This window comes from Pluralibacter gergoviae ATCC 33028 = NBRC 105706 (assembly GCF_001598855.1).
Taxonomy (GTDB): domain Bacteria; phylum Pseudomonadota; class Gammaproteobacteria; order Enterobacterales; family Enterobacteriaceae; genus Pluralibacter; species Pluralibacter gergoviae.
In genome coordinates this window covers 425155-448908 of record NZ_BCZS01000001.1, presented here as the reverse complement: position 1 = coordinate 448908, position 23754 = coordinate 425155, and the positions used below count along the sequence as shown (strand labels likewise).

The 23754-nt window shown below is 53.9% G+C and carries 17 protein-coding genes and 1 pseudogene; 6 read left to right on the top strand and 12 right to left on the bottom strand.

Annotated features, from left to right (window positions below; all coding sequences use genetic code 11):
• Positions 1 to 1137 precede the first annotated feature (1137 nt).
• The 5 genes from drt3b to ENGE1_RS29435 all read right to left on the bottom strand — a co-directional run bounded on the left by drt3b (position 1138) and on the right by ENGE1_RS29435 (position 9414).
• Complete coding sequence (gene drt3b, locus ENGE1_RS01945; protein WP_064360479.1) at positions 1138 to 3180, bottom strand: antiviral reverse transcriptase Drt3b; 2043 nt, start codon at positions 3178 to 3180, stop codon at positions 1138 to 1140.
• A complete protein-coding gene (gene drt3a, locus ENGE1_RS26510; protein WP_073971286.1) occupies positions 3173 to 4522 on the bottom strand; it encodes an antiviral reverse transcriptase Drt3a in 1350 nt (449 codons plus the stop codon). Before drt3a ends, drt3b begins: the two co-directional genes overlap by 8 nt.
• Positions 4523 to 4721: 199 nt before the next feature.
• On the bottom strand, positions 4722 to 7400 hold the full coding sequence (locus ENGE1_RS01940; protein ID WP_064360534.1) for a TrlF family AAA-like ATPase: 2679 nt from the start codon (positions 7398 to 7400) through the stop codon (positions 4722 to 4724).
• A gap of 313 nt (positions 7401 to 7713) precedes the next feature.
• A complete protein-coding gene (locus tag ENGE1_RS01935; RefSeq protein ID WP_158296419.1) occupies positions 7714 to 8607 on the bottom strand; it encodes a restriction endonuclease in 894 nt (297 codons plus the stop codon).
• Between the two features lie 567 nt (positions 8608 to 9174).
• Positions 9175 to 9414 (bottom strand): hypothetical protein, encoded by a 240-nt coding sequence (locus ENGE1_RS29435; protein WP_064360477.1) that lies wholly within the window; start codon positions 9412 to 9414, stop codon positions 9175 to 9177.
• A 523-nt stretch (positions 9415 to 9937) separates the two neighbouring features.
• Between ENGE1_RS29435 and ENGE1_RS01925 the strand changes: the two genes are divergently transcribed.
• Positions 9938 to 11320 carry an amino acid permease gene (locus ENGE1_RS01925; protein WP_048252793.1) on the top strand — a complete coding sequence of 461 codons (1383 nt, stop codon included), beginning with the start codon at positions 9938 to 9940 and terminating at the stop codon, positions 11318 to 11320.
• Here ENGE1_RS01925 and ENGE1_RS01920 read toward each other — a convergent pair.
• Positions 11317 to 12192 (bottom strand): NAD(P)-dependent oxidoreductase, encoded by an 876-nt coding sequence (locus ENGE1_RS01920; RefSeq protein WP_048252792.1) that lies wholly within the window; start codon positions 12190 to 12192, stop codon positions 11317 to 11319. The genes ENGE1_RS01925 and ENGE1_RS01920 overlap by 4 nt on opposite strands.
• A 167-nt stretch (positions 12193 to 12359) precedes the next feature.
• On the opposite strand from ENGE1_RS01920, the gene ENGE1_RS01915 reads away from it, so the two are divergent.
• The 4 genes and pseudogenes from ENGE1_RS01915 to ENGE1_RS01900 all read left to right on the top strand — a co-directional run bounded on the left by ENGE1_RS01915 (position 12360) and on the right by ENGE1_RS01900 (position 15050).
• The gene (locus ENGE1_RS01915) at positions 12360 to 13295 is read left to right on the top strand and encodes a cupin domain-containing protein (RefSeq protein WP_048252791.1); all 936 of its coding nucleotides are present in this window, start codon (positions 12360 to 12362) and stop codon (positions 13293 to 13295) included.
• A 105-nt stretch (positions 13296 to 13400) separates the two neighbouring features.
• Positions 13401 to 14330 (top strand): LysR family transcriptional regulator, encoded by a 930-nt coding sequence (locus tag ENGE1_RS01910; RefSeq protein WP_043083034.1) that lies wholly within the window; start codon positions 13401 to 13403, stop codon positions 14328 to 14330.
• Between the two features lie 33 nt (positions 14331 to 14363).
• Positions 14364 to 14649 (top strand): annotated as a pseudogene (locus ENGE1_RS01905) (Hcp family type VI secretion system effector); the annotation flags it as partial.
• A gap of 26 nt (positions 14650 to 14675) precedes the next feature.
• A complete protein-coding gene (locus ENGE1_RS01900) occupies positions 14676 to 15050 on the top strand; it encodes a hypothetical protein (protein ID WP_048252790.1) in 375 nt (124 codons plus the stop codon).
• Between the two features lie 7 nt (positions 15051 to 15057).
• Here the strand turns inward: ENGE1_RS01900 and ENGE1_RS01895 are convergent, their stop codons facing one another.
• Positions 15058 to 16326 (bottom strand): RidA family protein, encoded by a 1269-nt coding sequence (locus ENGE1_RS01895; protein WP_048252789.1) that lies wholly within the window; start codon positions 16324 to 16326, stop codon positions 15058 to 15060.
• Between the two features lie 589 nt (positions 16327 to 16915).
• On the opposite strand from ENGE1_RS01895, the gene shiA reads away from it, so the two are divergent.
• The gene (gene shiA / locus ENGE1_RS01890) at positions 16916 to 18238 is read left to right on the top strand and encodes a shikimate transporter (protein WP_048252788.1); all 1323 of its coding nucleotides are present in this window, start codon (positions 16916 to 16918) and stop codon (positions 18236 to 18238) included.
• A gap of 100 nt (positions 18239 to 18338) precedes the next feature.
• Here shiA and ENGE1_RS01885 read toward each other — a convergent pair whose 3' ends face one another.
• The 5 genes from ENGE1_RS01885 to dhaM form a co-directional block, all read right to left on the bottom strand.
• Positions 18339 to 18674 carry a DUF496 family protein gene (locus tag ENGE1_RS01885; RefSeq protein WP_043083030.1) on the bottom strand — a complete coding sequence of 112 codons (336 nt, stop codon included), beginning with the start codon at positions 18672 to 18674 and terminating at the stop codon, positions 18339 to 18341.
• A gap of 165 nt (positions 18675 to 18839) precedes the next feature.
• A complete protein-coding gene (locus ENGE1_RS01880; RefSeq protein ID WP_043083029.1) occupies positions 18840 to 19898 on the bottom strand; it encodes an FUSC family protein in 1059 nt (352 codons plus the stop codon).
• A gap of 111 nt (positions 19899 to 20009) precedes the next feature.
• Positions 20010 to 20477, bottom strand: coding sequence for a DNA gyrase inhibitor SbmC (gene sbmC / locus ENGE1_RS01875; RefSeq protein WP_048252787.1), 468 nt, complete (start codon positions 20475 to 20477; stop codon positions 20010 to 20012).
• A gap of 147 nt (positions 20478 to 20624) precedes the next feature.
• Positions 20625 to 22271 carry a glycerone kinase gene (locus ENGE1_RS01870; protein ID WP_045287858.1) on the bottom strand — a complete coding sequence of 549 codons (1647 nt, stop codon included), beginning with the start codon at positions 22269 to 22271 and terminating at the stop codon, positions 20625 to 20627.
• Between the two features lie 66 nt (positions 22272 to 22337).
• Positions 22338 to 23744: a dihydroxyacetone kinase phosphoryl donor subunit DhaM gene (dhaM, locus tag ENGE1_RS01865; protein ID WP_048252786.1), complete on the bottom strand. Its 1407-nt coding sequence runs from the start codon at positions 23742 to 23744 to the stop codon at positions 22338 to 22340.
• Positions 23745 to 23754: the final 10 nt, after the last annotated feature.

The window sequence follows — 23754 nt, the reverse complement described above, 5'->3', positions numbered from 1 at the left end:
TGTTAAACATTACATTTTTGTCAGCGACTAGTGAGAAGATGGAACAGCCAAAAAACCAAGTTTGCACGGGGCAATTCTGTTTTCGTTAGATTGCCCGTTGCCTCTTAGTCTCGGCCAGTAAGCTCTGGGCTAACCCTGCAGCAAAACGCTGACGACCAACAAGCTCATCTTCGTCTTCGTCGTTTTCGCCGTGGAAGCGTGCTTAAGCAATAGCTCCCACCTTCCCATAGCCTTCACCATGCTCGTCGTCCCCAAAACGCCTGCCGAGCGCAGCTAGCCCGTCCTTCAAGGCTTCTGGGTGCAGCTCTGAACGAATACGCTGAACGAATAGAGCTGCGACTTCCTCTATCGAGCCTGAGTATCTGATCACGTGGATTAGGTCAGCGGCATCCTTCCACTCTAGGCGTTGATCCAGAACCAGTGCTTTTCAAAATTACAAATGCTGGCACGTCCGTAAATCTCGCTATATCTGCTGATAGATCTTGTCGCCTGTCCTATAGCTGACAACGTGGAGCCTAGATGAAAATGTGGAGTGTCAGACTTTTCATCTGCTAATTAATGATATATTGCGCCATCAAATTGAGAGATATTCATGAAAAATCAGGTTGATATCAAACTCCAAAGATTGATAAGGGCGCGGTATGACGCCGCGTTCGAAAATTGGAGTGAATGGAAATGGTTAGAAATCGGGCCTGGCGGCGCCACCATATATCTCGGTTGAAATCCAAAATAAAAACTATCGAACTGCGGTGGCTAAAACACCGAAAGTTGTAGGGGAAATTTACCAAGCAACTTGTTCATGTTCTTGTTATATTTGTGGTAATCAACGAATCAAACATGCAAGAACGCCGAGCAAAGTCTTGGCACACTGATTAATTTAGATTAAGTATTTAAGAAAATTCTCAGGCTAGTTTTGACACCAATGTATCTCCAAGCTGGAGAGAATGGTACCTAGGTCATTTTAGTATCGACAACCCCCTACAACATAGGCCAAAGCTGTGTAGTAGGGGGCTATCTCAACGGAAAGACTCAGACGAATCTCGCCAAGCATAATTCCCATGCATAGGGCAATCATACCTGTTAGCGCTGGTGTGTGCGGCTGCCAACAGCCATTAAGGGTGCCTGATGCGCTGCCTCTCAGTATACAGCGTTGCTAAGTTTCGCGTCCAGTTCCTTTGCAAAATCAAAGTCATTCCATTTTGTAAACCAATATTCATTTAATGAGATAATTCTTTTCACACAAGATTTATCAATACCATAACGAGAAAGCAAAGATTTTTTAAAAGAAACAGGTATGTAAGGACAAGCTATTAGATCCAACGTTAAGTGAACCATTTCAGACTCATTTAGAAGAGTATCAATTTTCATGCTATAAATGTTTTCAATATGAATCAAAAGATGTTTCCTGACTCCACCATATCTTTTTTTGTCACTCATATAAAACAATAAAGAAGTAATAGAAAAGTAATTTAAGTTATCATCAAATGTGTAGGTGTCGCCATCAAAGCCAATATTAAAATATTTTATTAAGCTTTTCTCGCCTAGCCAATAATATTTACCAAGCTGCCTGATTAACACCAGCAAATACAAAGTTTCAATAGGTGTTGTTTTATCAACAGAATATTTGTCTAAAATAGAACACGAGTTATCGAATACGCATTTGAATACAATATGTTGATATTCCTCGCCTAATCTTTGATCTTTAACAAACATAATTACTTGCTGAATTATCCTGCATAATTTTATGGTGCTATTCACTTTCGGGGCAACTGCATATATAAAATATGTGAAATTCACCACAGATACAATAGCATTAATTAGTTGGCGGTCACCACTTTCCTCTTTTGATAGTTCTTTATAATCTTTAAAAAGTGTCTTGATTTTCCTTTCAATTATAGACAATGAATAGTTTAAGATATCCGAATATGTTATGCCTGATACAGAAAGTATCGATTTAAAGTCGGTAGATAAACTATTTTGATGTATATAGACATTGCCTTTATTTGAATCTTCGTCTAAAGAATCATTGTCAATGATGTTATAAGATATTCTTTCAGATATCAAATTCGCTATTTTTTTCTTGGCAATAGTTATGGGAGTTATTATTGGACGGGAAAACTTCTCTTCTTTATATTTATTCAAACTTAGCTTGTAAGTTTTTAAATTTGTCTGAGCACTTATTCTAATTTTATTGAACACATCATCATCATTATAAAAAATGAAATAATCATCGACATAGCGATATATTTGGTAATCTCCCCCAAGAACTAAACCCTCTTTATTAAGATCATTAATTATATTGTTATCCACTGACTGCATTATTATCTCTGCAAAAATTCTGGATAATTCCGGTCCAATTATTATGCCATTTGTTTCGTTGTAGTTAGACCTCTGCATTAATTGATCAAATTTAAATGGGAATGTCGATTTTGTCTTATTTAACTGTTGTTTTGCATAATTTTTTTGCAAAACAGCCCATGAAATTGAATGGGTATATATTGAATCAAAACAGTTCGATACATCTAATTTAGAGAGGAAATTAAAACGTTTTTCACACCAATGATGATCTTCAGATTCATAAAACTCAAAAATATTACGATATTTCTTATAAACAAAAAAAGATTTTAAATTTTCATAATCCTGACCTTCAACCTCAATACTTAAATCTTCTTTCTCAAAACTTTCAATAAGAGACTTGGAATCGATGTAAGTACAACCAGCGACCCTTTTTGCTGATCTGAGGCTGAGTGGGCTAACATTAGAATAGTATGTTATTAAATCTTTATAATTTCTATAAAAATCAACACCTAATAACTGCCCCTTAGGATGCATTAGAGACAAGTATCTGTATTCTTTATGTTTATGCGAAATTGGAAAAGTAAAGGCAATACTAGGCAGTTTAGCATGCTCGATATTTGTTTTAATATAACTAATGCCATCAACAACTATTTCAACTGTTGCAGTGCCCTTTTCAAGCCCCAATAAAAGTAGTATTAAACTATTTAAACAGTCATCTCTCTTTAACCATATAAAATTCAATCCATCATGTTTTATTTGATACTTAACAATAAAGTTATAAAAATGTCTATTTGAAAAAATAATAGGAACTTCATATGGTAAAAAATCGGAAAGAACTACTCGTTCTATAGGGAAATTTATAGATAATGCTTTTTTAGACATGTGACCATCCCTTAGATATCTCGCTAAATTCGATGAAACTAAATTTCCTGAAAACTTTATCTTCAAAACCTTTTTTAAAAGAAAATCTACTAATTCTTTTTTTAAGTTTCTGATCTTGCAATCCATTTATTTTATTCGACAAATAAGCATCTAATCCACTTAAGTCAGATAAATCAGTTATGAATCGATTGCTAAAATATATGCCAACAAAAGCTTTTGACTTACTATTATAAAGCCGAGTATTTCCGGTAAGAAACTTCATTCTAAGCAAAATATTTTTTGCTGCTCTCTTCGGTGTTTTACTAACACTCTGATTATATTCATCAAATGTTTTATCAATTCGACCTCTAATTTTTTGAACTTTATTAGAACTCATTTTTATACTACAACCTCCAGCTGTTAGCTGAAATTTATATCCTAGATATTCAAAGTTTTTATTAGTTTGTGTAAATAAATCCAATTCTTTTGTTTTATTATTTAGGAACAAGCCACTATCATTTATAATATTAGTGATTTTGGGGAGATAGTCATCTGTATTCCCCCCTTTATTTGGCGAGAAAACTACTATCAAGTCATCTACAAATCGTTCATAATAAGTAACATCTGGTAAGGTTCTTATTTTATCATCTACAACACTCATATACAGCTCAGATAAATACGAACTTATGCCTACACCACGAGGCACCCCTTTATCTAATCCAGTTAAAGCCTGATATTTTCTAATTAGCTGAGTAATCACCCGACGTGGAGGAACAGATAATTTAGGTGATGAATGTAACATATCTAATAAAGACTTATGATTTATAGATTCATAAAAACTTTCAACATCGGCCCTAATTATATACTTTGGACTCATTTCCTTAGCCAAAGCGCTTAGGCGACTGATAATCAGATCCCTATTATTTGATTTTATTGTATATAACGCGCTTAAAATACACTTTATTTGCCGAGACACAAATAATTCTTCAACTGAATTTCCAATTGAATATACACTTTTATTTTTCACTTGTTGTGGCAATAACGTCAAAGGTAACGTGTACCCTTTTACACTGACATTACTTGCAATAATCTTCAACTTTTCATTTACTTCATTATTATATTGTTCTTTCCTTAGTTTAATATGCGCATTAATTATATTTTCCTTTTCTTCAAATTTAGCAGCGCTAATCTGACCACTTTTAAGTCTTCTTGAGTGCCAGTAAATAAAAGCTTTTAACCTTATCATTTTCTTCCTAATTTTATAAGCATCAGGAAAGTGTTCAACTTCTATAGTACCTTTGTTTTTCCTATCTAGGTCGTATATTCTTCTAAAATTTTTTGCTGAAAAAGACTGATCAATCATTTTCAATCTCCTTTATGATCAATATTACGAAAAATTTTTCTACCGTGATTATCATCGTTTTTCACCGTCAGAACGTTCCCGGTCAATCTTTATCAACCGAGTATTAAGTTGATGTTCTGTCATTCCATGTTTGTATGCATTGTATTACCAGATCACAAACTGCTGTTTGAACCTCCGGTTCTCTTCCTTAAGCTCTTCTCTATAAGGAATTGAGCCAGAGCATGCCGTATTTCTGCTCCCGAGCCTCAAATGCGTGGCGGCCCCCTTCAAGCACATCGCAAATTGCTTTGCGCATGCTGTTTGGTGCGTCATGATCGCCGTACTCCAGTGCCCCTGCACGGTAACTGATCACCTCTTCATCGTTTGTGGCAATTATCACCTGTTCCGCATCACAGTTCACCACTAGGTTAGCGTTATGAGTCACTATGATGACCTGACGGTACTGTTTGATTTTCCGGAACAGCGGCACCAGATTGTGCATGATGAAATCGTTATCCAGATCATCCTCCGGCTGGTCGAAAACAAAAGGTGAGCCAAACGCATCCGTAGCCAGTTTGAGACAGACGTAAAAGGTTCCGCGCTGACCGGCAGACAGTTTCTCGACGGTTTTTCCCTTGTATTCAAACTCTGCCCTGACGCTCAGGTATTGCTGGATATGTTCCGGGTTGAATAGGAAGCTCAGAAGGGCATATGGTCCCGGGCTGTTAAAGTACTCAATGCGCCACAGAAATTCTTCAATGGTGAGTTTCCTGTCTGAGCATTCCGGCAGTGCCATTACAGGAGCGTTGGAGAGCAGTGCATGTAAATCAGCAATGGTTTGCACTTGGAACACATCGCGTAGCCTTTCAACAGATGTCAGTTCAGCGGAAGCCCTGAACCGGCCGCGGTTCATATGATCCAGCAAGCCGCTGTAAAACGCCGCTACATCAAAATGCGGCCGGCCGTAAATACGAATGTCCGTCAGAATATCTCGGATCAGCGCCTGCTGATCTTCAGTCAGGTGTGGTCTGGTGGACAGAGAGCCATAAGCAGTATCGATAATTTCCTGCCTTGTCAGCAGCGTGTCAATAAACGCGGTAGCCAGTAGGCCTCGCTGGAGTAATTCCTGCTGATACTGTGTCTCCCGGGCGTCAATAGTGCCCAAGTGTTCATCTGCACGATCCGCCTGCAGCTGATATTCCTGCACCTTCTCCAGTAATCCAGCGATATCCTGCCCTAACCCCTGCTCCTGAAACGATGAAATGATACGGCGATCATCCTCGGCAAGCCGGGCTGTATGCTCGTCAATGCTGGCCAGCTTTGTCCCGACGGCGGCATCAAGCAATGACAGATCAGGGTACGGGATAACCGTGCCGTCATCGACGGCAGCATTGACGGCGTCAATTTTTGTAATTAGATCCCGAGCGACGGTTTCAATCGCTGTTTGCAGCCCGGTGGCGTGTTTTCTTGCCTGTGTCAGGGTGGCCTGCCGGCCGCTGTTGTCACGAAATCGCGCGATCAGCTCCCTGTTACGGTTGCTGGTCAGGACATCAATTTTTTCCCGGGCCGTTCTCGCCATGGCTTCCTGAAATGCCCGCGTATTGATCGGCTCATCACGCTCATTTTTAAAGGTAAGAAACTCACGCCATGCGCGCCAGGCACTGAGGTTTTCGTTCAGCTGAATGCCCGTACTGCCGGCCTCATGGTGAGGAGACAGTCGCAGCATTTTTTTAATCTCGTCGCTGATAAGACCGGGTTCCTGGCAGAGTTTTTTGATCTCGCCCTGCGATACGTGAAGGTATTCATATCCTTCTGAATGTGCATCAAAGCGCACCTTTTCCCCGTTGGCCTTGTCCAGTTCAACGCAGAGATTCTGCACATTCACCGCACGTTGCTCACTTCCTCTGGTGGCGGCTCCGGCAAACCGGGAGCGAAGCGCATCGAGGAGCAGACTTTTTCCGGTTCCCCGGCCTCCGATAATGGCGACCATGTCCTGGCTCAGGGGGATTGCCAGTTGCCGGAAACGGATCTCCTGCCCGTCAAAAATTGTCCCTTCCACCTCGATCTTACTGAAGTGGGCCTTGGGTGTGCGAGTGGCTAGCCAGTCATCCCCTATCCTCAGTCGAGACTCGGGTTCAAGTAGGGCCTGCCGGAGTCCCTCAAAAGTCGGCATCGCCTTTACCCACGTATAACGCCCGCCAATCTGTGCCATGCTGTGCGAGTCCGAACACAGAAAGACGGGTTTGATTGTGGCGCCGGGATAACGGTCGGTCCGCAGGTAAAATGCACGATCGGCGGCACCACCGAAAATTATTTGTCCCTGCCGGTCAATCTCGGTCGCGGCGGCTACGGACCGTCCGGTGCCCCCCGGACGATATCCGCCGTAACCGTTGGGGCACACTGCAATTAGAAAATCCTGGAATGGACGCAGCGCGGAATTAAGATGGGAAGTCAGCTCTGACAGTGCAACAGTGATGGTATCGACACCGTGCCCGCTGTCGCCAAGGCTTTTCTCACAGCAGTAGACATTCTTCCCCTCACCATCCGTCAGCCTGATCGGCAGGCGGGAAAGGGCTTCATTGATGCGCTCGGTTGAGAGCTTTTCTGAAAAGAGAATATGAATGTTAATGAACTGGTCATCCCGGTTCTGCTGATCGAGACGGAATTCCACGTTGGCAAGTACTGTAATCGCCAGACCCTGCCGGGCAATCTCCTCCCGGATGATTTCCAGTTCGTTCTGCCGGAAATAAAAGTAGTTCGTCACAGCGATGAGGGACAGCTGATGCGCCCCCAGCGTGCCAACATAATTCTCAATATCATCCGGAGTATAGCTGTTGGCCAGCCATGTCAGGGGACTGTGGATGTGTAAATCCCATTTATTCCATTGTGAGCCTATCACCGGCGTATCCTTCATACAGAAAGTGTCTCCGCCATCTTAATGAGGTTGAAACGTCCCGGCTACGTGATTAACGCACTCGCGTGAAGCAGATTTGATCCGGCGCGCTTTTTTCGTTTCCTGAGGGCAGAAAAATGAAGTGACCCGTTCCCCGTTGAACAACACATATGGATGTTAATCACTTCCGCTTTTGGCACACAGCGGACCGTTTGCTTTGCATCGAATGTTTAATCTTTTATTTCATCAAATGGCCCTCCGCTTCATCTTTCACGCCAGCACTTCAGGTTGAACGGTTACCGGGATCACGACTCCGTAATTACCTATTTTTCTTTTTTAAAATTTTGTCCGCCAATTCTGCACCAATTTTACCTTTCATTGCTTTCAATATTTTTAAAAGAGTAAGTTCATTCTTGTTACGCAACTTCCTTTTAACGTAAAACTCTTGATATTCCTCTGGCAATATCTCTGATAACAGATATCTTTTCATTAATTCAATTGGTTCAATTAATAAACCTTTCGCTTGTTCTTCATTCAAAGCAGGAAGCATTAAGAAGAATAAAGGGTTTAAACGCTCTGTTATTGCGATCAAACGTTTTAAATAATGTTGCGGAACACCTCTTATTGCGAAATGCGGTGCCTGCTCAAATTCATTTAGAAAGTCGATTGCTTCACGCTTTGAAAAGAATAAAGGCATTACATCTCTTCCGTTATGCTTTTGTGCAAACTTGTAGTATGAACCTGAAACGTTATCTTCCTCTCTTTCCATCAAAATCCAAAAAGGCTCACCGATCCAGTCTTTTGTAGGTAAAATTGAATTTATCAAATAATCCGCAACCAAAATGTTAAATCTTGGTAAATCTTCAGTTTTCAACAAAGTAATGCCATGTTTTTCAGCGTATTCTTTTGCACCACTTTGGTAACCAGACTTACTAACTATAACCCCAATAATATTTCCAATATCAGTAATTTTGTTGCAAAATGGCATAATAGTATCACGATCAAGCGGGCGATTGTGATATTTGCACTCTATCGCTACACGATGTATAAAGCCTGCATTTTCAAATTGGTAAAATACATCAATTTGATATTCACCTTTTAATCCTTTAAGGATAACGTTACGACTAACTTCCACTCCATTATCTCGAGGGTTAAGCAAGGTCGAGTAGACATATTGGGTATAACTTTCTAAATCATTCCAATTTTTAAGCATTGACATTGCTCCCTAATAAAATCATTAAAATAGAGTTCCTGTTGTACTCTATTAGTATATGCTCTGCTAATTATGATAACCATAATATTATACTTCTACCGAGGAACTTTAAGTTCCTTCAGGGAAATGTCTGACATAGCCGGAAATAGTTTTTACATCTCATAGTTTCAACCCTCATTTACCACATTGGCTACACCTATACCGACTTCAGCTTTCTCATGATCTTCTCGTTAACAACGTCCGCTCCAGGCACATGCTGTGTGAAAACTCTAACTACAAACTATAGGACGTGCGTCTACGCGAGAACTGCGATTTGTTCCCTGGTAAGAACTCGCAGATTTAACTTAAATACGCTGGTTTTGTCTCGCATTCGGTTATTGCTTTGAGCTAAGCCGGTTTTCACACAGCCTGAGCACAGAGCAGACTGCCCTTGTAGATACGATCATAGTAACGATCACCAAATGCACGAGACCGCTCAAATCAGTTTTATATAACCAACTTCGATTGGTGGTCATTTTGGTGGTCTTGACAGGATAAGAATTTAAGTTTAGTTTGCTTATTAGCCAGTTACTGGCAAAGGCGATCCCAGTCAGAGGAGCCACATTTAAGAAGCCTGCTTTCGAGCAGGCTTTTTGCTTTTCTGCGGTAATGAAAACGGCGCAACTGTTTATTAAAGGGGAAACGGGCGTTTCCCCTTAGGTGCGTTTCAATCCGTGATGACTTCAGCAGATCGATCAACCGCAGCAGGGCCAGTAAAAACTCCGCTGCGGCGATGAGCACGACCAGCTTGCGCGTGAGTGTGTCCATCCGCTTTCTCCTTGTTAAAGGAGCGCAATCCCTGCATCTTACCCTTACGCTGCCTGTCGACGCAGGATCACCGGTGTTGAATCTGTGTCATCACGCTCCAGACCGGGGCACTGCCTGCGGCACCACCCGTCCGGCAGTCAGGACTTGAAACGGGTATGGTCTGAAAGGTGAAAGATTCAGCAGTCGGCAGTATAAAGAGTGTGGCCTTTCATTTGCAACTGCCCCAGGAGCAGGTTAAAATCCCACCGTTGAATCGGTGTTATCACGCAACCCCGCCCGCAGCGCCCTCTCCGCGCCGGGAGCAAAAATAAAAAAGCCTGCCTCACCAGCAGGTTTTTTTATCTCCTGCGATCCCGCTTCCAAAATCTCCTGACCCTCCGCGACGCAAACCGACGCGCGCCTGTCGTCCTGACCTAAGCCCGTGCGCCACTAAACTGTCAGGCTGAAGCCTCTTAACGCGCGTGAGGCCGCAGGCGGCCTCTGTTTTCGAATGGGCCCTCGGGCCTCGTGAGAGGGAAGGATTATGCCAGAGTCACGCACTCCGGCCGCCGCGCTGAGCGACGGTCTCTCCAATCGTCAGGTCACCATGATCTCTATTGCCGGCATTATCGGCGCCGGACTGTTTATCGGCTCGGCGAATGCCATAGCCACCACCGGCCCGGCCATTCTGCTCTCCTACGCCATCACCGGCCTGCTGGTGCTGCTGGTAATGCGCATGCTGGGCGAGATGGCGGTGCTCAATCCCGACTCCGGCTCGTTTTCAACTTACGCCACAGAGGCGCTGGGGCAGCGGGCGGGTTTTACCGTCGGCTGGCTCTACTGGTGGTTCTGGGTGCTGCTGATCCCGGTGGAGGCGATTGCCGGGGCCGATATTCTGCACGCCTGGTTCAGCGCCGTGCCTTCGTGGGCGTTTACGGCGGCAATTATCGCCGCGCTGACGGCGACCAACCTGCTGCAGGTGAAAAATTTCGGCGAGTTCGAATTTTGGTTCTCGCTGGTGAAGGTACTGGCGATTGTGGCGTTTATCGCCGTCGGCGCACTGGCGGTCTTCGGCGCCTGGCCGCTGGCGGACGTCAGCGGCGTGCGCCACCTGTTCGCCAATCAGGGCTTCATGCCCCACGGCTTTGGCGCGGTGCTGACCGGCATTCTGGTGACCGTGTTCTCCTTCTTCGGCGCGGAAATTGTCACCATCGCCGCCGCCGAGTCGAAAAGGCCGGCAGAGAAGATCCGCCGGGCGATTAACCTGGTGGTCTGGCGCATCGCGCTGTTCTATCTGCTGTCGATTTTTCTGGTGGTTTCTCTGGTGAACTGGAGCGATCCGGGCCTGCGCCAGCAGGGGACGTTCCAGTACGTGCTGACCACGCTGAATATGCCGGGCGCGAAGCTGATGGTGGACGTGGTGGTGTTCGTGGCGGTGTGCAGCTGCATGAACTCGGGGCTCTATACCGCCTCGCGGATGCTGTTCTCTCTCGCCCGGCGGGGAGATGCCCCGGCGGCCTGCGGCCGGGTGTCGGCGCAGGGCGTACCGCGCGCGGCGGTGATCGCCTCGACGCTGGCGGGCTTTGCCGCCTGCGTCGCCAACTACGCCTTTCCCGGCAGGGTGTTTACGTTTCTTATCTCTACCACCGGGGCGATCGCCCTGCTGGTCTATCAGGTCATCGCCGCGTCGCAGCTGGTGCTGCGCCGCCGGGCCGAGCGGCGGGGGCAGCCGCCGGCATTTAAGATGTGGCTTTTTCCCTGGCTGACCTGGGCAGCGATTGCGGTGATTCTGGCGGTGCTGGGCTACATGTTCGCCCTCGACGACTACCGCGAGCAGGGGCTACTGACGCTGGCGGTCGCCGGGGGCGTATTTGTCGTGAGCCTGTACGTCACGCGCGGCAGGAGGCGGGTCGCGCCGGTTTTCTAGCCTTTGCGCGGGTCGGCGATAAACTGCGCCACCGAGGCCAGGTCCTGCTCTGCATAGCCCGCCTCCGCCGCCTGCTGCCAGAGGCTGGCGATATTCTGCAGGCCGCTAAGCGCGAGTTCCGGCGCCGCCGCCAGCGCCAGGCGGGCGTCCTTCAGGGCGTGGGCCAGCTGCATCTGCGGCGTGAAGTCATTGCGGGCGATCATCCCCAGCTTGCCCTCAGCGTAGGGTGAGGCCAGCGGGCCGCCCTCCAGCGCGCCCCACAGCGTTTCGGCGCTAAAGCCGAGCCGGTCGGCCAGGGCGGCGCTCTCGGCCAGGCTCTGCATCAGGCCAATCAGGTAGCTATTGACCACCAGCTTCATCCGTTGCCCGCCGCCCGCCGGGCCGAGCCACTGCTGGCGGCGGCTGATGGCGGCAAACACCGGCTCCAGCGCCGCGGCCTTGTGACGATCGCCGCTGGCGAGAATGGCGATTTGCGCGTTTTCCGCCGGCGCCTTGCTGCCGGAGACCGGGGCGTCGATAAAGACGATGTCGGGCCGATCCCTGCCAAAATCAGCGATCAGCGCCTGCGTGGCCTCCACGCCGATGGTGCCCATCTGGCAGACGATGGCCCCCTGGCGCAGCTGCGGCAGCGCCGTTTTTAAGATGCGCTGCGTAATGTCGCCGTCGGTCAGCATACTGATAACCACATCGGCGCCGCCGGCAGCCTGTCCCGCGCTGTCGCAGAGGATAAGGCCCGCAGCGGTAAGGTCTTCGCCGCGCGCGCGGCTGCGGTTCCAGCCGCGGACGGTAAAGCCGCTTTTCAGCAGGTTCGCGGCAAACGCGTGGCCCATTGCACCGAGACCGAGGACGGCCACCACCGGTAATGTTTTCATGCTGACTTCTCTCTATGACGTTGATGTTTCACTACATTACCTCCGACAACGCGCAGGTGCTACCCGATTTGCGCAAAACAGTTTTGCCGCCAGCAGGCTTACCAGCGGCGCGACGTCGCGGCTACAGTAGCGGCACAACCAATAAAAAGTACCGGAGGAACATCCCTATGACCGACTCGATTATTGAACGCCGCGCCGCCGCAGACGCCGAGGCAGACGCAATTTTTTACGAGTACTCAAAGGCCGCAAATCCTATCGGCGCAAAAATTATCTCCCGCGTGCCCTACCATATCTTTCCCGCCTCGCTCTACCAGGACGGGGAGACGCGCGTGGTGCCGCTCGATCTTTCTGAGGCGCTCGCAAGCCCGGTACCGGCAACCGGTCCCGGCCTGCTGGCCAATTTTATTCGCGTCAACGCCGGGGAGTCTTTAGCGCTCGATCCGCTCGCCACTTCGCAAATCTTCTACGTCATTGACGGCAGCGGCCGCGCCGAACAGGACGGTCAGCGTATCGCGCTGGAGAAAGGCGCATTTCTGGCCCTGCCCGGCGGCCTGCCGGCCACCCTGAGCGCAGACGCAACCCTCAAGCTCTACTACGTTAACGATGCGCCGCTGCTCGACTATCTGGGCGCGACCAGCGTGACGCCGCGCTTTCGGCCAACGCTGTACGAGGCCGGACGCGCCGCCGCTGAACTGCGCCGGGCGGCCGAAGAGAAAGAGGCCGCCAGCCGCAGCCGCATTTCGGTGCTGCTGGGTAATGCTAATTTCCCGCACACCCGCACCGTAACCCACGTGCTGTGGGCGATGTACGGCACCCTCCCCGCCCATTCGGTGCAGAAGCCGCACCGCCACCAGTCGATTGCGCTGGATTTTATCGTCGACTGCCCGCCGGGCTGCTATACCCTGGTCGGCACGCGGTTGGATGAGAGCGGCGCTATCGCCGACGCCACCCGGGTGGACTGGGCGCCGGGCATGTCGTTCGTGACGCCGCCGGGCTACTGGCACGCGCACATCAACGAATCCGGCCAGGCGGCTACGCTGATTCCCATCCAGGATGCGGGATTGCAGACCTGGCTGCGGGCGCTGGATATCCGCTTTACCTGATCAATACCGGGCCGCGCTTTTGCGGCCCGGTCTCCCCCGGAAGCGCAAATAGCCGCTAGAATGGCTATCAAATAACATTACACCTGCGCTTACCGGAAAAGAATAATGAACCATTTTGCTGCTATCAGGACGTTCGTCAGCGCCGCGGAATTAAAAAGCTTCAGCGCCGCCTCAAAGGCGCTGAATATCGAAACGTCGACCGTCTCCCGGCACGTCGCCGATCTGGAGGCAGACCTGCGCATTGCCCTGTTCAACCGCTCGACCCGGGGGCTGACCCTGACCGAAGCGGGCAGGCTGTTCTACTCCCACGCGGCGCAGCTGCTGCTGCAGTGGGAGGAGGCGCGCAGCTTAACGTCGGCGCTTAATGCGCGCCCCGCCGGGCTGCTTCGCCTCAGCGTCCCCAGCGCCTTTGGCCGCCTGCACGTGATGCCGCTGGTGGACGAATTTCTGCGCCTGCACCCGGAGATCTCGCTGGATATTACCTTCAACGACGATATGCAGGATCTGATTGAGTCGCGTATCGATCTGAGCATCCGCATCGGCACCCTGCCGGACTCCACCATGCACGCCCGCCGGCTGGCGCCGCAGCGCCGCTTCGCCTGGGCAAGCCCGGCGTGGATCGCCGCTCATCCCGAGCCGGACCTGGTTAACGGTAAGCAGGATCTGCAGATCCTGATGTTCTCGCGCCTGCACGGCGACGGCTGGTACGCCCGGCGGACAGACAGCGACGAAGGCTGGTCGCGGGTACCCGTCAACTACCGCTTCAGCGCTAACGACAGCGAGGCGCTGCTCTACGCCTGCCGCAGCGGCGGCGGAATTGCCATTCTTCCCGACTGGCTGGTGTGGCAGGATGCGCAGGCCGGGCGCCTGCAGCGGGTGCTGCCGGCGTGGGAGTTCAGCATGTACCGCGCGGAGACCGCCGTATGGATCGTCTATCCGCGAAAAAAAATCGTCTCCAGCAAGGTGCGCTCGTTTATTGATTTTATTGTTGAAAAAACGGGGAGCCCGGCGTGGTGGCAAAATCCGCAGAATTAAGAATGGACTCAGCGTTAATCGCTTAGCGGTAAAATAATTGATAAAGCGACGCCCTCGCTGCTTAAGTACTGCTCCAGCGGTCAGCACGTCACAAAAGTGGAATTATCTTTATGTAAAGCGGGCGGCACGCAGATTGAGTATTCGCGCATCGTACTTGAGGATGTGCTGATTACGAACGTTGAGTTTAACGGCATCGGCGATACCGACGAAATTATCGTTAACTACCCCTTTCAGGCATCGAAAGTCAGGATGCAATACTGGGAGCAGAGGCGCCGAAACCATGTCCGGCTGGGACATCAAGCAGAATAAAGAGAGGTAGCGCAATTATCAGAGGGCGAGAGACCGATGGCGATACACGAAGTAGTGACCGGGATTAACCTCGCCTTTACCGCTATTCCTTCGGGTCTTGCGACCGGGACGTCGTCTGAAATCATAAAGGGGCTTACCGCCATTAAGCCCCTGTTCCCCAAAATACTGTCAAAGAGCATCCACGCCAGCGTTGATAACAACGATGTTGTTCAGGTTGTTATCGCGCTGCATTACCTGGCCTATCAGGAACGACATAACTCTTACAGCCTGCGGCGACCGGCCGTGAATGTATTGAGTGAAATCTTCTCACAGCGCGGCTGGAGCCGCCTGGCGCACAGGAAGTATGACGTTCACGCGCTCATCAACGAGCCCTGCGGCTGGCTGGCGCTGGCCGACAAGCTCGCGCTGTAGCAGGCCATCACGCCTGCGGCGGCGTGCCTTCGGCATTGGCGACCACGGCGTCCATCTGCACTCTCGCCCCTTGCGGCAGCGCGGCGACGCCAAGCACGCGCCGCGCCGGCGTCCCGGTGGGGAAGTATTGCCGGTAGGCGGCGTCTACCGCGCCCGCATCGGCCATATCGGTGAGGAAGATATTCACCTTCACCACGTCCTCCAGCGCGTGGCCGCTGCTTTCAACAATGGCCTGCATATACGCCAGGCACAGAGCGGCCTGCTCGCCTGCGCCGCCCGCCGTCAGCCTGCCGGTTTTCAGCTCCAGCGGCAGCAGCGCCGAGAGGTGGTTATAGTGGGAGAAGGCGACGCTCTGGGTCGCGTGCGGACAGCGCGGCGCCCGGTCGGTGTTGTATGCCCTGATGACGATCCCGTGCCTGTCCTCCACCTTCTGCGGCGGCGTGCCGTCGCCGTGGGAGACCACCGCCTCCATCTGCACCAGGGCGCCCATCGGCAGCCCAGAGGCGGCCACCACGGTACGCGCCGGCAGGTAGCCGACGGCTCTGGCAATCGCCGAGTCCGGGAAAAAGGTGCGGTAGACCTCGTTAACCTGCTCAATATCGGCCAGATCCTGCAGATAGATCGTCACTTTGACGATGTCGTCCATCGGGACGTCAATGCTCTCAAGGATAGCTTTAATGTTATTCAGGCAGCGCGCGGCCTGCGCACGGATACCGCCCTCCACGACCCTGCCGGTGCGCGGATCGACGGGAAGCTGGCAGGTGAGATTGTTGTAGTGGGAAAACGCGACGGTCTGCGCGCTGAGGGGCGAGGACGGCGCCCGGCCGGTGGCGTTAGTAAGCTTAATGAGATCGCCGGGCTGCGGCGCGTCGGGGATCGTCCCTTCGCCGTTAGAGACCAGGGCGTCAATCTGCACCCGCGCGCCCATCGGCAGCGCCGCGACGACGGCCATCGTCAGCGACGGCGCCCGGACCGGGAACCACGCCCGGCAAACCCCGGCCACGGCGTCCAGATCTTTCGCCGACGTCAGGTGGACGGTGAGCCTGACCACATCGTTCAGTACATGATCGATGCTGCTTAAGATCGCCTGAATATTCTTCAGACACTGCGCCGCCTGGGCAGCGGCGTCGCCGGCCACCAGCCTGCCGGTGCTAATATCCACGGGCAGCTGGGCAGAAAGATTATTGTAATGAGAGAACGCCGCGGTATGTGAACTCAGCGGATCCTTCACCACGTTATCCGCATTTCTCGCCAGCACCGCATTATAATGAGGCATAGAACTTTTCCTTTTCGCTAAATAAATAATGACCGCCGCGCGCTGCCGCTGTTATCAGGCCGGTGAGCATGGCTATATTGAAATTTAAACTACGCAGAAGTGACGACTTTTTTCCGCTTATAGATTCTATTATCGGAGCGAGGTAAAACTTTGATTTTTATCAATCGGTCAAAGTATTACCATTTAGAGAAATTATTATCAGCAGCGCTCAAATTTATCCAATTGATACGCCAGAATTAACCCGCTGTTATTTATATAATTGCTTCCCGCATTATTATCAGGGCCATTTTTATTTATCATCTTAATATCATATTGACGCAACCGCCCGCTCCGCCGACGGCTTTTTGCGCTGTCAGCCCACCCCAGGGTATTCACGAAACTAAATCGCCCGCCTGCCGAATAATCGTCTGCGCTTGCGCGCTCCCTGAGTCAATTTCCCCTTTCGCGCCGCCGGCGGCGCAAAAGAGTTTTCAGCGGGCGGATGTCGCTGTAGTCTCATAGCGTTTTTTAGTACGCAGCCTGCGGTCTGCGTCAGTTTAACCCTGCATTCATTGCCAGAATAAGAAAGTGTTAAGGTACGGACAACATAATGACGGACTCCACCCTCACCACCCCCTGCACTGATGGAACAACAGCGTCCCGCCAGCGCGCCCGCCGGGCCGCCTGGGGCAGTTTCGCCGGCGCGGTGGTCGACTGGTTCGACTTCCTGCTGTACGGCATTACCGCCGCGCTGGTGTTCAACAGCGAATTTTTCCCGCAGATCGATCCGGCCATGGGCACGCTGGCGGCCTTCGCCACCTTCGGCGTGGGCTTTCTGTTCCGACCGCTCGGCGGCATTGTCTTCGGCCACTTTGGCGACCGGCTGGGGCGCAAGCGGATGCTGATGCTCACCGTCTGGATGATGGGTGCCGCCACGGCCTGCATCGGTCTTCTGCCCTCCTTCGCCTCTATCGGCTGGTGGGCGCCCGCGCTGCTGGTCACCCTGCGCGCCATCCAGGGCTTCGCCGTCGGCGGCGAATGGGGCGGCGCGGCGCTGCTGGCGGTGGAGAGCGCGCCGTCGGGTAAGAAGGCGTTTTACAGCAGCGGCATCCAGGTCGGCTACGGCGTCGGCCTGCTGCTCGCCACCGGGCTGGTATCGCTGATAAGCAGCCTGACCACCGACGCGCAGTTTCTGAGCTGGGGCTGGCGGCTGCCGTTCCTGTTCAGCGTGCTGCTGGTGATCGGCGCCCTGTGGATCCGCAACGGCATGGAGGAGTCGGTTGAATTTGAGCGGGTGCGCGAAGTGCGGCCGGCGTCGGCCAAAAAGACGCTGCCGATACTGGAGGCGCTGGTTCGCCATCCCGGGGCGTTTATGAAAATTATCGCCCTGCGCCTGTGCGAGCTGCTGACGATGTACATCGTCACTGCGTTCGCCCTCAACTACTCGACGCAGAATCTCGGCATGCCCCGCGAGCTGTTTCTCAATATCGGCCTGCTGGTCGGCGGCGTCAGCTGCCTGACCATTCCGCTATTCGCCTGGATGGCGGACCGCTACGGCCGCCGGCGCATCTACATTACCGGCGCCCTGATCGGCGCCCTCAGCGCGTTTCCTTTCTTTATGGCGCTGGAGGCCCGCTCGATGTTCAGCATCGTCCTTTTCTCTCTGCTGCTGGCCAATATTGCCCATGATATGGTGGTCTGCGTGCAGCAGCCGATGTTTACCGATATGTTCGGCACCGGCTATCGCTACAGCGGCGCCGGGGTGGGCTATCAGGTGGCCAGCGTAGTGGGCGGCGGCTTTACGCCGTTCATTGCCGCCGCGCTGCTGACCTTCTCCGGCGGCGAGTGGCACAGCGTGGCGATTTACCTGACGGCGGGTTGTCTGCTCTCGGCGCTGACGGCGATGTTAATGAAAACACCTGCACACGCCTAAATAGACGCCGGCGATGACTTAGCGGACGATCGGTTCAGAATAACAAAAGGCCAGCACCCGGTGCTGGCCTAATCCCCTGCGGCGCAGGGCGTGAAGCGACTTACTTCGCTTTCGTTTCGCCGGTCTTCAGCTCACCCATTGCCTTGAGCTTTTTAGAGATTTCGCGGCGCTCCTGGGAGATCTCGGCGTTTTTGATGATGTACTCATCAACGCGGTCTTCATAATCGGATTTCATGCTGGCGATGATCTCCTGGATGGCTTCCACGGTCATGCCCGGCTTGATGTAATCGCTCAGGTTATCGAGCAGCAGCACGCGCTTCTGGTTGTCACGAATTTTTTTCTCAACGTCCTGAATTTCGCGCTGCAGCTTGTTCTTGCGGCGGAACAGACGAACAAACTCCAGTACGTCCTGGAAAGATGGTTTGGATGTATCCATTTTTATACCCCTGATAGTTAAGCTTCGGATTCGTAATGCGACCGCGTTAGGGTAAACATAACGGGTGGCAGCAGCCTGTGATAATCGTAGTACCGTTAGGGCCATCATAACCCTAAATCTTGCTGAATCGAAACAAGCCGGCGGTAAACCGTGACCGGGTGGGCGTTATTTGCGCAGCGCCCGGCAAATCAGACGCGATAACAGCTCCAGCTGACGCGCCATCTCCATGCTTAGCCAGACGTAGCCGTGCATGGGCGTCTCCGCCGGATTAGCGTCTTTATAATCACTCACCAGCTGGCGCAGTTCGGCGGCAATATCGCTGAGCTTTTCGTTGTTAGCCAGCACCGGCTGCGGATTTCCCTCATAAAGCGCGTGCGCCAGGGTCAGCAGCGTCTGCTGGGTAATGTGCTGCATATCGCGCAGGGTGTGGGCGTTGAGCAGCACGTAGTGGCTGCTGCGGGAGGCCCACCATGCGTTCATCTGCAGCTCAAGCATACACACCAGATTGCGGTTGATGGTCTGGATGCCCTCAAATACCGATTTCTGGATATGGATCTCTTTACTGGCCGGGGCAATCAGGCCGCGCATTTTGACCACATCGCTGAGGATTTTCTGGTGGCGGCGGTCAAGACGGGGGCGCTCAAGCAAATTAGGCGAAAACGCCGTCTGATAGAGGCGGTTAAGCTCGGTCACGTAGCCCGCCATCTGGATACGCCAGTGGATAAACGCCCGCTGCGGCCAGATGCCGGTAAACAGCAGGGCCAGCAGCGAGCCGATGATGACGTCGCCGCTTCGCCACAGGGCGGTGTGCATATCCCCCGCCGGGGCGCCCACCACCACCGACAGCGTGATGCCGATCAACAGCGCCTGATAGGGCCGCTTGCCCAGCGCCAGCCAGCCGCAGAGAAACATGGCCGCCGCGCACCACAGCAGCATCAGCGGCAGCGACAACAGCTCAAGCTTAAGCGCCACCAGCCCAAGCACCGAGCCGAGCACGGTGCCGCCGATGCGTTCAAGCACGCGCGGCACGACGTTGCCCCAGAAGGAGATAGGCCCCATCACCACCACCAGGGTGATCAGCGGCCAGGTCCCTTCCGGAACGTCGAACAGCCGTACCAGTAGAAACGTCAGGATAAATGCCAGAGCTATACGCACGCCGTGAACGATACGGTAGTGACGGTATAGCCGAATTTCAAAAGGGCTCAGGGATTTGTCAGCACGCACGCGGGCACTCCGTCGGGAATAACAAAAGCAGATTGTACTTGTTTTCTCACCGGATGTTGCAGCGGAGCAGGCGATTTCCCCGACAAATGCTCCGTCAATACAGGATAGCGGCTATTGAGGCAGAAGTGAGATATACATCTCCAGATCCCAGTAGCCGTCGACATCACCGTTATTCAGATAGACCTCGAAGCAGGGATGCATCGACATCTGGCAGGCGCTGTCCCGCAGCAGGCTGTCGAAGAACTGATACCAGGGCGTGGTGAAGTCGCCATTCTCAATCCGTACAGTAGCCACTGCATACGGCCCTCCCACAAGCTCGCGCAGCGTCACGCCGTCGCTGCCTTGCGGGATGACAAAATCATCGGGAACGGCGATAGCCGTGTCGCAGCGCAGCTGCTCTGCCGGAACTTCATCCGGGTTACCCTCGTAGACGGCAACCCAGGGTCCGGCGGCGATCCCCTTCTCTTTAACCCACTTCCCGAGCCGTTCAAACCCCTCCGGCACCGTCTCTTGCCACGGGCCAACGAGATGAAAACCCGCAATCGAACGCGTTGATTCCTGCCTGATTTGGTAGTTCATGCTGCCTCCCTGTCGGTTAATAACTGTATAAATATCCATATAACATAGAGAAATGTCTCAGAGGCGTATGTGCGAGGGTTCACAGAACAAAAAAACAGCGCCCCCGACCGCGCATCGCGGCCGGGGGCGCTGAAGCGGAGAGTCAAATTACTCAGCCAGCGCTTTAAACACCCGCGCCACCGCGTGGGCGCCCGGATCCATGTTGCCGATCAGGCTGTCGCTGTTGAGGTAGGAGGCGCGTCCGGCATTGGCCTTCGCCGCGTTACGGGTGCGCTCTGCCCCGGCCTCGGCGGCTTCAAAGGCCTTCTGCAGCGCGCCCGGCTCTGCCAGCAGCGACGCCAGGGCGGGCTGCAGGGCGTCGATCATGGTACGGTCGCCCTCATCCGCGCCGCCGTAGAATTTCATCTGCTTCAGCCCGGCGTTCAGCGCGCTGGCAATGCTCTCGCCCTGCGCCAGCGCCTGGCCCGCGGCGGTAAAGAAGATGGACATCAGCACGCCGCTGGAGCCGCCCATCACGACGGTCAGGCGTTCGCCGATCAGCGCAAACAGCACCGGCAGATCGTCGAGCGGCAGCTGCTTCGCTTCCAGCAGGCGGGCAATTTCCCGGGCGCCGGCGGCGAAGGTGGAGCCGGTATCGCCGTCGCCCACTTTGGCATCCAGGGCGTTGAGCTCGGCCTCAAGTCCGTCAAGGGTGCCGGTGACGCGGGCGACAATTCCGGCAACCTCAGCGTTGCCGGAGGGCTGATAGCTGACGCTGGCGCTGCGCAGCGACGACGGCATGACGCTTATCTGCCGCGGCTGTACCGGACGCAGCCAGCCGGACGTTTCGACATCGGCGAGCAGCGCTTTTTCGATGCTCTCTTCCAGCACAATCGCGCTGAGAGAGAAGCCCTTCATGTCCAGGGCCGTGACCAGCGCGGCGGGGCCAATCAGCCAGTCGATGCGCGCGTGCAGCGGCGTCTTCGCCAGCTCGGCGGTCAGGATCGCCATCTCGGCCACTGATACGCCGCCGAGGTTATTGAGCATCACCGCCAGGCGGCCGGTTTTCGGCAGCGCCGCCGCCAGCTTATCGGCCATCAGGCGGACGATCTCGCCGCTGTTGTGGGTGGCGATGGTCGCCGCCCCCGGCTCGCCGTGGATGCCCATTCCCAGCTCGGCGCTGCCCGCCGGATGGCGCGGCGCGCTTTCCGCTTCCTGCGGCAGGTGGCAGCCGGAGAGCGCCACGCCGATGCTGGCGGTGCTGCGTGCTGCAAGTGACGCCTCCCGCAATACCGTGTCCAGGTTGCAGCCGCGCTCGGCGAAGTAGCCGGCGACTTTATGCACCAGCACCGTACCGGCAATGCCGCGCGGGTGCTTATTGTCCGGCAGGGAGATGTCGTCTCCGACGATCAGCATCTCGACTTTATAGCCGAGGCGGCGGGCCTTTTCCGCCGCCAGGCCAAAGTTGAGGCGGTCGCCGGTGTAGTTCTTCACAATCAGCAGGCAGCCCGCCTCGCCGGTCACCGCCTGGATCGCGGTCAGCACGGCGTCCACGCTCGGGGAGGCGAACAGATCGCCGCAGACCGCGGCGGTGAGCATTCCTTTACCGACAAAGCCAACGTGGGCCGGCTCGTGGCCGGAGCCGCCGCCGGAGATCACCGCAACGTTCTCTTTATTCAGATCGCGGCGCACCACGATGCGGATGGCCGGATCGCTCTCCAGGCGGGCCAGGTTATTCCACGGGCTGGCGATAAGGGTGCCGTCGATAACGTCGCTGACGAGCGCGGCGCGCTGATTAAAAAAGAATTGAGACATAACATTTCCTGAAGTTGGTGTGTCGAATGTGGCCGGCGGTCAGGCCGCCGGCTGAGTGTGAGAGATTCAGTCCGCAATAAGCTGATGGGCCGCCAGATCCAGCGTCAGCGGCTGGCCGCTGCGCAGGGAAGCGAGCGCCTCGCCCTGCTGGCTGAGAAAGGCGATCCCGGCGGCGCGGGCGATAATCGCACCGTGGGAGCGCTCGCTGCCGCCGCGCAGGCAGATGCCCTTCACCTGCTGCGGATCGAGCTGCAGCACGGTGGAGGGAAAGATGTCGTCGCAAACGAGGATCGCCGGGGCGCTAAAGCCCGGGATCGCGTTCCGGCGTCCGTCCAGATGATCCAGCGTGCGCTGCCGCAGATCGTCGATGTCGATATAGCGCGCCTGCAGATAGTCGTCGCTGAGCTGCCGGTACTGCTGGCTCATGTCAGACATCACCTGCTGCCAGGCCCAGCCGGCGTCGCACTGCTGTTCGCGCATCATCTCGTCGGCGGCGGCAAGCAGCTCGGGATCGTCGAGCAGCTCCCGGTGGCCGGCAAAAATAGCGCCAATATCAGCGCCGTACTGAGCGTCGGCCCGCGCCGCCAGGGCGTCCAGATCGGTCAGGGTGTCGGCAATGGCCTGCTGCAGCCGCCGCCGCTCGCCGTCGCTATCGGCGGCCTGCTGACGTTCCCGAAGCGCGCCGGGCTGCGGCCAGAATACCGCGCTGCCGGAGACGCGCGGCGGCAGCGGCGGTGCGGCCGTTTCCGCCTGCGGATCTTCGCCGAAGTGGCTCTCCGCAAGGGCGGTGAAGGCGGCGATGGCCGCCTCCGCGTCCGGTCCGCTGGCCAGCAGCGTTACCCGGTCATTCTGCCGCACCTGCAGCAGCGCAATCTGGTTGATGCTGTCCGGCACCACGCGCCGCCCCGCTTTCTCCAGCGCCAGGCGGGCGTCGAAGCCGGCCAGCGCCGCCACCAGCCGGGAGGCCGGGCGCACGTGCAGGCCGTTGCGGTTGCTGATAACCACCGTGACGGAACGCTCGGCCTCGCCCTGCGGAACCGGCGTCTGCGGAGCCGCCGGCGCTATTCCCAACTGGGCGCGCTTGGCCTCAAGGGCGGCCATCGCATCGGCCATCACCTTGTCGATTCCGGCGCCGGAAGCGGCGCTGACCGCCGCCGCCAGCGTTCCCTCGACCAGCGGCGCCGCGCAGAGGTGTACCCTGGCGGCAATCGCCGGATCGAGCAGATCGAGCGCGGTTTCCGCGCTCAGCAGCGCGCTGCCCATATCCATCATCACCAGTACGGCGTCGGCGTCGGCGAGAGATTCAATCGCCGCCATCACCTTCAGCGGATCGGTGCCGATGGGACTGTCGGGATCGTCGATACCGGCGGCAACCGCCAGCCGGCAGCCGTCGCCGTGCAGCATCTGCCCGGCCAGCTCGGCCACGCCCTCGCCCAGGCGGGCGCTGTGGGAAACAATCACCAGATTTACCATTGCGCTGTCC

Excerpts from the sequence above, each read along its gene's own strand:
- drt3b (WP_064360479.1), bottom strand. The coding sequence starts at position 3,180 with ATGTCTAAAAAAGCATTATCTATAAATTTCCCTATAGAACGAGTAGTT.
- drt3a (WP_073971286.1), bottom strand. The coding sequence starts at position 4,522 with ATGATTGATCAGTCTTTTTCAGCAAAAAATTTTAGAAGAATATACGAC.
- ENGE1_RS01935 (WP_158296419.1), bottom strand. The coding sequence starts at position 8,607 with ATGCTTAAAAATTGGAATGATTTAGAAAGTTATACCCAATATGTCTAC.
- ENGE1_RS29435 (WP_064360477.1), bottom strand. The coding sequence starts at position 9,414 with ATGGACACACTCACGCGCAAGCTGGTCGTGCTCATCGCCGCAGCGGAG.
- ENGE1_RS01925 (WP_048252793.1), top strand. The coding sequence starts at position 9,938 with ATGCCAGAGTCACGCACTCCGGCCGCCGCGCTGAGCGACGGTCTCTCC.
- ENGE1_RS01920 (WP_048252792.1), bottom strand. The coding sequence starts at position 12,192 with ATGAAAACATTACCGGTGGTGGCCGTCCTCGGTCTCGGTGCAATGGGC.
- ENGE1_RS01915 (WP_048252791.1), top strand. The coding sequence starts at position 12,360 with ATGACCGACTCGATTATTGAACGCCGCGCCGCCGCAGACGCCGAGGCA.
- ENGE1_RS01910 (WP_043083034.1), top strand. The coding sequence starts at position 13,401 with ATGAACCATTTTGCTGCTATCAGGACGTTCGTCAGCGCCGCGGAATTA.
- ENGE1_RS01900 (WP_048252790.1), top strand. The coding sequence starts at position 14,676 with ATGGCGATACACGAAGTAGTGACCGGGATTAACCTCGCCTTTACCGCT.
- ENGE1_RS01895 (WP_048252789.1), bottom strand. The coding sequence starts at position 16,326 with ATGCCTCATTATAATGCGGTGCTGGCGAGAAATGCGGATAACGTGGTG.
- shiA (WP_048252788.1), top strand. The coding sequence starts at position 16,916 with ATGACGGACTCCACCCTCACCACCCCCTGCACTGATGGAACAACAGCG.
- ENGE1_RS01885 (WP_043083030.1), bottom strand. The coding sequence starts at position 18,674 with ATGGATACATCCAAACCATCTTTCCAGGACGTACTGGAGTTTGTTCGT.
- sbmC (WP_048252787.1), bottom strand. The coding sequence starts at position 20,477 with ATGAACTACCAAATCAGGCAGGAATCAACGCGTTCGATTGCGGGTTTT.
- ENGE1_RS01870 (WP_045287858.1), bottom strand. The coding sequence starts at position 22,271 with ATGTCTCAATTCTTTTTTAATCAGCGCGCCGCGCTCGTCAGCGACGTT.
- dhaM (WP_048252786.1), bottom strand. The coding sequence starts at position 23,744 with ATGGTAAATCTGGTGATTGTTTCCCACAGCGCCCGCCTGGGCGAGGGC.